This window comes from Candidatus Melainabacteria bacterium, assembly GCA_003963305.1.
Lineage (GTDB): Bacteria > Cyanobacteriota > Vampirovibrionia > Obscuribacterales > Obscuribacteraceae > PALSA-1081.
Window position 1 is genome coordinate 1 of the sequence record RXJR01000035.1, and the last position, 6581, is coordinate 6581.

Genomic DNA, 6581 nt, shown 5'->3' on the forward strand with positions numbered 1-6581 from the left:
TGCCAACACAACACACGTTATTGAGTCACAGCAGGCATTATAAGACTGTTAGTTGCCGGTAACACATTAATGTGCATGTTTTCGGACGCTTCTGAGCTGTACTGCCCTAGGCACTTCTTTCGATTGTGACAATCTAGCACCCAAGGCAGTTGTATCAGAGTACCCCGAATTAAAACGTAGTCATAGAAAAGGCAGGGGGATGACTCCCCCTTTGACGCCTTCACTGAGCGAGGGGCGGTGGGGGCGGTACCAACCCGGAATTGTAGTGGCACGGCGCCACTCGTTCAGTTTTCACAGGCGCCGCTGTCTGCACTCCTGCACGCAGCGCCTTCAATTCATGAGTCACGTGATTGGCATAGCCGAGCACGGGGTATGCAACGAGCAGCGCTGCTACGCCTAAACCGCAATTGCTCTGCAACCACGGTAGCAATTGGTCCATAGGAATATTGAACACTGGCTTCCCTCCTGTGTTCTAAGATTGAGTCTGGTAGCCACTTTATACCCAGCAATAGCAGTTCTCAAACTGCCGAGCAACTGCTTAGCGCCCGTGCGCGCGCTGGTATTGCTCATCTTCCGGAAACTGGTATGAAAACTTACCTTTCATCGCCTCTTCCTGTCCGACGGTGTATTTGTGCCCCGGAAGTTTTTTGTTCATCGCTTCTACGTGATCATGAATCCACTTTCGTTTTCGTTCGGCATAGGTCGTATGCACGCCCGCTTTTTCCTGCCTGGTGACTGGAAGTGTGCGCGTTTGCTCGCCGCTCGCCGAACACCACGCCCAATGAGTCAATAGTGTGGAGAACGCAACCGGTAATAGATACGCTTTATGCATAGTTTCTGCCCCCTTGAAACATATACACTTAGCATCTTACATCGGCTCAGCTAAAAATTGCCTTCCAATTCACACCAGGAAAATCCCATCGCACTCTAACTGACATTTTTATGCCTGCAGGAAGTTCGCTGTAGTCAATGATTCGACATCGCGCTTTTAAATAATCCCAGCCCTTTTCTATAAAGAGATTTTCTCCGTTCACAGACTGAAAAAAGCCCCATCGAATTACGCCGAGCACAGGAGGAGGCTGATTAGTTACGTCCGTCTCAACGACGCAGCGCTTCAGTCCTGCAGGAGCCTCCCCTAAAGTAAATTCGCCGATCGTACTCACCCCCTCAAACTCGGTTCCACTAAGAGTGCCCTGTTCCGTACCGTAAGGCACCATCACAAAAGTGCTCGCTGTAGCGTTGACATCGTCAACAACGTAAGTGTTTGCCACTGTTCCTAGCTCCTAAAACGGGGACTGGACGCGGAATGCGTTAGCTGGATAAATGAGCGATTGCCCCAACGCAACCGTCACTGGAATCTCGAGAGCGCCGGAAACAACTAAGCCGTAGGACGCACCACCGCTGCCGATATCGGGATATAGCCAGCCCCAGTGTGTCAACACTTGTCCCGCACCAGACGTTGCCGGCGGAAAAGTTATTTGCTGTCGGTTACTCGCATAAGCGGGCGGACCATCCAATAACTGCCAGATAGTGGGAGTTCTAGCGTAGTGCTGTCGGGCATAACCGCCATATGTAGCCTCAACGGTCGCAAAGGAATCAAGCGACGGGTTGGCTGTGAAAAGCGCCCAATAGTCAATGTAGTCCGGATTCCCCTCGAAAGGCGGGTCTAGCAAACTTCCCAATTGGAGAAGATAGTTGATCATTGTTTTGTAAAACGAAGGGTGAAGCATTTAGCAAACCTCGAAAAGGCTGATGGATAGACAATTGTTTAGGTGCAGAAAAGCGCCCCCTCGGAGGCGCTAAGGGGCGCTCACTGCTCGACTCAAACCAAGAAAAACGGACTACTTGCGAATTCGTTCGCCGACCTGTCCGCCGAATGCCCAGCCAGTCAAACCATCGATATTGCCTGGCGTGCCAGGGGAGCTCAAGTGGTTTTTGCCGACAATGACAAAGCGTCTGTGAATTGCCCCGGCATCGTCAGTGGTGCTGAGATAAGCGTGACGGCAAAGGTGCTGATTCGGATAGCGTTGCAACGTGTTTATCTGTGTTGCGTCTGCCACTGGCAAACCGCTAGCGGACTCGTATTTGGGCATCATTTTGACCAAATAACTTTTGCCGTCGTCGCTGTCGTAAACGTGGAAAGTTGATTTTTGCAGTGCGTGGGCGAACGTTCCTGGCATATTTCTTACCTATTGAGGGGTACCCCAAAAGGTTACCACCTAGTATGGATTTCGACGAGGGTCAACGTCGCCATAAATACCCGAAGGCGGGAACCACGCCTTCTTGTCGTAGATTTCAACATTCAAAACTACGCCCGGATAGCAGTGGCACATAAAGCCCACTGTGTCTTGATTCGGCACGCGCACAACTTGCTTGTCTTGGTTGATGTACTCGATGTCGCCATAGTTGCCGTCGGCGAATCGCCAAGCAAACTTCGCAAGCAACGCCAAATCGGGAGGACCGAATTCGTAGACTTTCGGGAACGCATTGGTCACTACGTGAAAAACTACCCCGGAAAGATTCAGATAGGTCGGAGAAATTATTTTCGGTGGTTCGCCATGCTCTGTATTGTGACCCCAATACAAGAAATCAGTTTCGGGTTGCGTAAGTTCTTCAGGGCACGGGTTGCAACACAAAAGAAGCTGATTTAGCTTATCCATGACTAGTTGCATGTAGCCAATATTCGAAAATTCGATTCCGCCATCGTCGTTAAAATCCGCTACGACATTGAGATGCTTTTCGCCGTCGCATTCGAATGAGACTATTTGGTCCACTGTGCTCGTTTTCTTCTTCAAAAGATCTGCCCCCACGGTAAGTGTTAGATACAGTGCTCCAACAGGGTTGGTTTCTGCCGTCAGAGTGGTCGCCGCTTTTGTGGCATCTAAAACGACTTCTGGCACCAAAACGGGCGGCGCCTCTGTTACTTCTTTCAGAAAAATCTTAGTGGTCTCCCTGAGTAAAGTCTCCTCTCCGCCAATCGCCAAAGCTTGCCAGATGTCCAAGTAATTGACGTCTCGCTGAAAAGCGGTTAACAAACTCGCTTTAGTGGCGTCGTCTGCAATTGCGTACGCGTCCGCGATGCCTTGCAACGTGATTGTAGTGCCACCACCAGTGGTGGGAATGTTGAGAGATGCCCAAAATTCTGGGCTCAATAAAGTGAGCACGTACTGCATGTACTGCAAGTTTACGTGGTTTGGCACGTTCGTTCTAACTGCATAGTCCGTCGCTTCATCCCAACTTGTTGCTACGTAATAGTCGGCGATGTCGCTCAAACTTTGAAATCCATCACCGTGGTCAACGATAAAGTTACACAACTCGTCTGAAAACATCGACGAATCCAACTGGACGCTTACAACCGGAGGCACCGGAGGTGGTGGCGTTGGATAACCTTCAGGTATTGGCGGTATGGGCATTCCGGGCACTCCATTTGCTAGGTCGGATGGCGAAGTTATTGTAACTAGCGGACCGAGATACTGTAGCTGCATCGAGCCGCCGCGTATGAAAGCCAAGCCTTCACCTTGAACACTCAAGTATCCATCATCCGCTTGAATCCAAGCAGTGTTGGTACCGTAAAAACAACTCTCAGGACTCATCACATGGCTAACCTCTACTGGCTTTGCCCCAGCCCAGAGAATAGTCCGAACCCGCAGAGCAGTTTCCCAACAATTGTTAGTAGGGTCAGCAAAAGTGCGTATTCGATTTTGCAACAACCAGTCCGCTGTCACAAGGTAAGTGCCGCCTGTCTGGTCAGCAGACGGAGGTGATATCACAAAATCATCTCTAAACACTAAAGGCGCGAAGTAAAGCAAGAAAGTGCAGGCATCGACAGTGTTTCCGCCAGCAATAATTTCTTGGTACGCCTGCTGGCTTAGCAGGAGCGCTTCAGCTTTGCTGACATAAACGCCATCGCACGAATCGCCAACAACTGCGTTCAAAAACGGCGGAACGTCAGTGTCATACTCGGTACACGCCCCATCGATAGCAGCGACTGTGACCCAAACCTCCTCGTTTGGGTCACCTTCGAAGGTGCCAACACCGCCAACTAGATTCGCCATGGCGCCACCATCTATGGTGTCCGATAAAGCGACTGAAAATACTCAAACATCCACAGTCTAAATATTTCTTTCAATCCTAAAGCGGAGATGTTTTCAGCGGTCATCTCAGGGTAAGTGAGCGCCGCGCCTTCGCACAGGGCGATCATGTCAACGAGCGAGGCGCCGAGTGAGTTACCCAGCGCCCCGTACCAGAATATGTAACGCTCATCATCCGCGCCGACAGCTTCCAGCAGTAGTGGCATAGGAGAAAACCACGCCGGATTACCGATTGCGCCGTTATAAGAACTCGTTTTCGTTACCTCGCGGGAGTCGGCAATTGCCTAACGGCGCGATTTTAAACCTGAAAAGTGGTTTTATCAAGACACCTGTCGGGTAGCCAATCGCCAATCATCACTCCTGAAGAACTGCGCCAGGTCGAACGTTCTATTGGCAGCTTCGACTTCACTTCGGTCTGAAAAATCTTTATAAAATTTCACCAAACCCTCTCGCTCGCTTTTGTAGTTCTCCCGAATCAAGCAATGCAGTCTGTCTAACAGCGATAGAAGCTGCGTTTCAGGTCTAGCGATGTAGGCTTCGAGAGTTTTGCGTCGCAAATGTACTTCCACGTCCTGCACAACCCGTACGCCAGGCTCCTGCGCAATACCCCAGGAACACGCCAGCATGACAGCAGTCAGATGTCCTTCATCGGTACCATTCAACATCGAATCAGCTATAGGTCGCATATGCGGCAAATATCTATATCTTGCTACCCGTCCGCGCAATCCGCCCTCCCAAATGGTGGCGCGTTTGAGCCATTCAACAGCGTGAACATCTGCACATTTCACGATTTCATGCAGGTGACGAAGGTATTGCGGGTCCATCTTGCACATCGTTGCTTTGCAGTTCGTAGCGCGGGTGCAAATTGCGAACAGGAGCGCGGTGTCCACAAATTCGGACTGACGTAGACTGGTGACTTGAGCACACATTCGCCAAGCTTCGAAATTCGGCACCGGAGGTTTCGTTATGAGATTCGCTGACATAGTTCGATTCCTCCTTTGGTTCCTGTTTCTTCTAGGTTTGTGCTGGCTGATTCAATTTGACGAAGATCGGAAGCAGCAACGCCCGACGCGAGTCGGCGTGCTAGAAGTTCGAATACTGGACGAGAGGGATTCTCGTTCAAATCCTTCGCATTCTCACAGCAGTCAGCGTGAATGAGACACCGCATTATTTGTTGTGCCTGTTCTTTCGTAACGGAGAAATGAATCACTTTGATACCTCCTATGGTGGCGCTTTATTACACTCATTCAGCGACACCAATGCGCACTGAAGCGGCATAAGGTCGCCATTTGCGAAAAACTCGACAAAGCAAGCAGCTAAGCTGCGCGCCGAACCTCGGGGCACAATCACCGACAGGCAGTCAGCTTCCTCTCCTGGAAATCCCCCAGAAAACTTGTGAGTAATAGCCGCGTCGCCTAGGTTTAAAAGTAAGGAAATCATTCCTTGAAACCCAGTGCTTATGCTGGTCGTAGGAATTATTGCTTCTAGGCGTGCCTCGCGCACCAGCGCCCGCGCTTCACGCGAGCATCCCCACCAGCGGCGCGGCGTGAACTGGTCGAATGAGCCGGATTTAGATTCAGCCTTCGAGGCGTACTTGCTTATGTATTGCGCATAGGTGCGGCTCAGGTTTTTGACTTGAATCCTTGGCTTATCTGCACGGTGGCGCCAAGTTCCGCCATCTTTCTTCCGAAACAGGTCTACATGGGATTCAGCGGAAACATCGAGAAGAACTTTTCGCCATTGAGAACGCAATTCTCTGGTGAATTCGCGGTTCTTAACCCCATCCGGCAAACGGAAAAGATAGTGCATATGCAGGGCGCCGCGCTTTTGAAATTCAAAAACGTACATGAACAGCGAGTCGACGACTTTGTAGCGCAACCACCGATTCATGCGGTCAACGACATAACCAGTCGCCGCCGAAAAGCACCGAAAAACTTCAGGAGTATTTCCTGCAAGCGTCAGCGTCACAAACACGCCTCTACCCTTTGCAGATGTTTCAACGATATGCGCGGCATCCATACAAAAGTTACGCGCGTAGCTTGTAAAGGACGTGGGCGCTGGCTGAAAGCGGCGCCGGTTCCCAATTATGTAATGCCGTCGAATTTCGCCGGGTTTAACGAGAGCACTCGTTCCGAGTGCTAACTGCTTTAGTGCCTGTCGTCCCAGCGAGCGAATATTGAGTACAGGCGGCTTAAGATAGCTATGGAGCGTGACCCTGTCATGCGCATACGCCTTGATTTTGACGACCGGTGTAGAACCTGCCATCTCTGCGTGCTGAAGCCACTGCGAAGCTTCCAGCGAGCGCTTATTAGTTCCAAGAAAGCCAGTGTGAGCCCGGGCAAGAGGCTTACCGAATTGTCTTATATAGTCGGCAAACGATTCGCTGACGGCAAGCCGCTCTCGACGTTCGGAGTCTACCCCAAAAGGCTTCATCCAAAACGGGTCTGTCCAGCGAGAGTCCGCAGCTAGAGCCAATTACAGCCATCTGTA

The 6581-nt window shown here is 50.8% G+C and carries 9 protein-coding genes; all 9 read right to left on the reverse strand.

The features are described 5' to 3' along the window. Positions 1-220 precede the first annotated feature (220 nt). The 9 genes from EKK48_30160 to EKK48_30200 all read right to left on the reverse strand — a co-directional run bounded on the left by EKK48_30160 (position 221) and on the right by EKK48_30200 (position 6110). Positions 221-454, reverse strand: coding sequence for a hypothetical protein (locus EKK48_30160; GenBank protein ID RTL34981.1), 234 nt, complete (start codon positions 452-454; stop codon positions 221-223). Between the two features lie 84 nt (positions 455-538). Next, the gene (locus tag EKK48_30165) at positions 539-832 is read right to left on the reverse strand and encodes a hypothetical protein (protein ID RTL34982.1); all 294 of its coding nucleotides are present in this window, start codon (positions 830-832) and stop codon (positions 539-541) included. 46 nt (positions 833-878) lie between these two features. Further along, positions 879-1271, reverse strand: a complete 393-nt coding sequence (locus tag EKK48_30170; protein RTL34983.1) for a hypothetical protein — start codon at positions 1269-1271, stop codon at positions 879-881. Positions 1272-1283: 12 nt separating this feature from the next. Then, positions 1284-1730 (reverse strand): hypothetical protein, encoded by a 447-nt coding sequence (locus tag EKK48_30175; GenBank protein ID RTL34984.1) that lies wholly within the window; start codon positions 1728-1730, stop codon positions 1284-1286. Between the two features lie 111 nt (positions 1731-1841). Next, positions 1842-2180 carry a hypothetical protein gene (locus EKK48_30180; protein RTL34985.1) on the reverse strand — a complete coding sequence of 113 codons (339 nt, stop codon included), beginning with the start codon at positions 2178-2180 and terminating at the stop codon, positions 1842-1844. Between the two features lie 39 nt (positions 2181-2219). Beyond that, on the reverse strand, positions 2220-4055 hold the full coding sequence (locus EKK48_30185) for a hypothetical protein (GenBank protein RTL34986.1): 1836 nt from the start codon (positions 4053-4055) through the stop codon (positions 2220-2222). A gap of 11 nt (positions 4056-4066) precedes the next feature. After that, a complete protein-coding gene (locus EKK48_30190) occupies positions 4067-4297 on the reverse strand; it encodes a hypothetical protein (GenBank protein ID RTL34987.1) in 231 nt (76 codons plus the stop codon). A 114-nt stretch (positions 4298-4411) separates the two neighbouring features. Next, positions 4412-5074 (reverse strand): hypothetical protein, encoded by a 663-nt coding sequence (locus tag EKK48_30195; protein ID RTL34988.1) that lies wholly within the window; start codon positions 5072-5074, stop codon positions 4412-4414. A gap of 238 nt (positions 5075-5312) precedes the next feature. Continuing rightward, positions 5313-6110: a hypothetical protein gene (locus tag EKK48_30200; protein ID RTL34989.1), complete on the reverse strand. Its 798-nt coding sequence runs from the start codon at positions 6108-6110 to the stop codon at positions 5313-5315. Positions 6111-6581 lie beyond the last annotated feature (471 nt).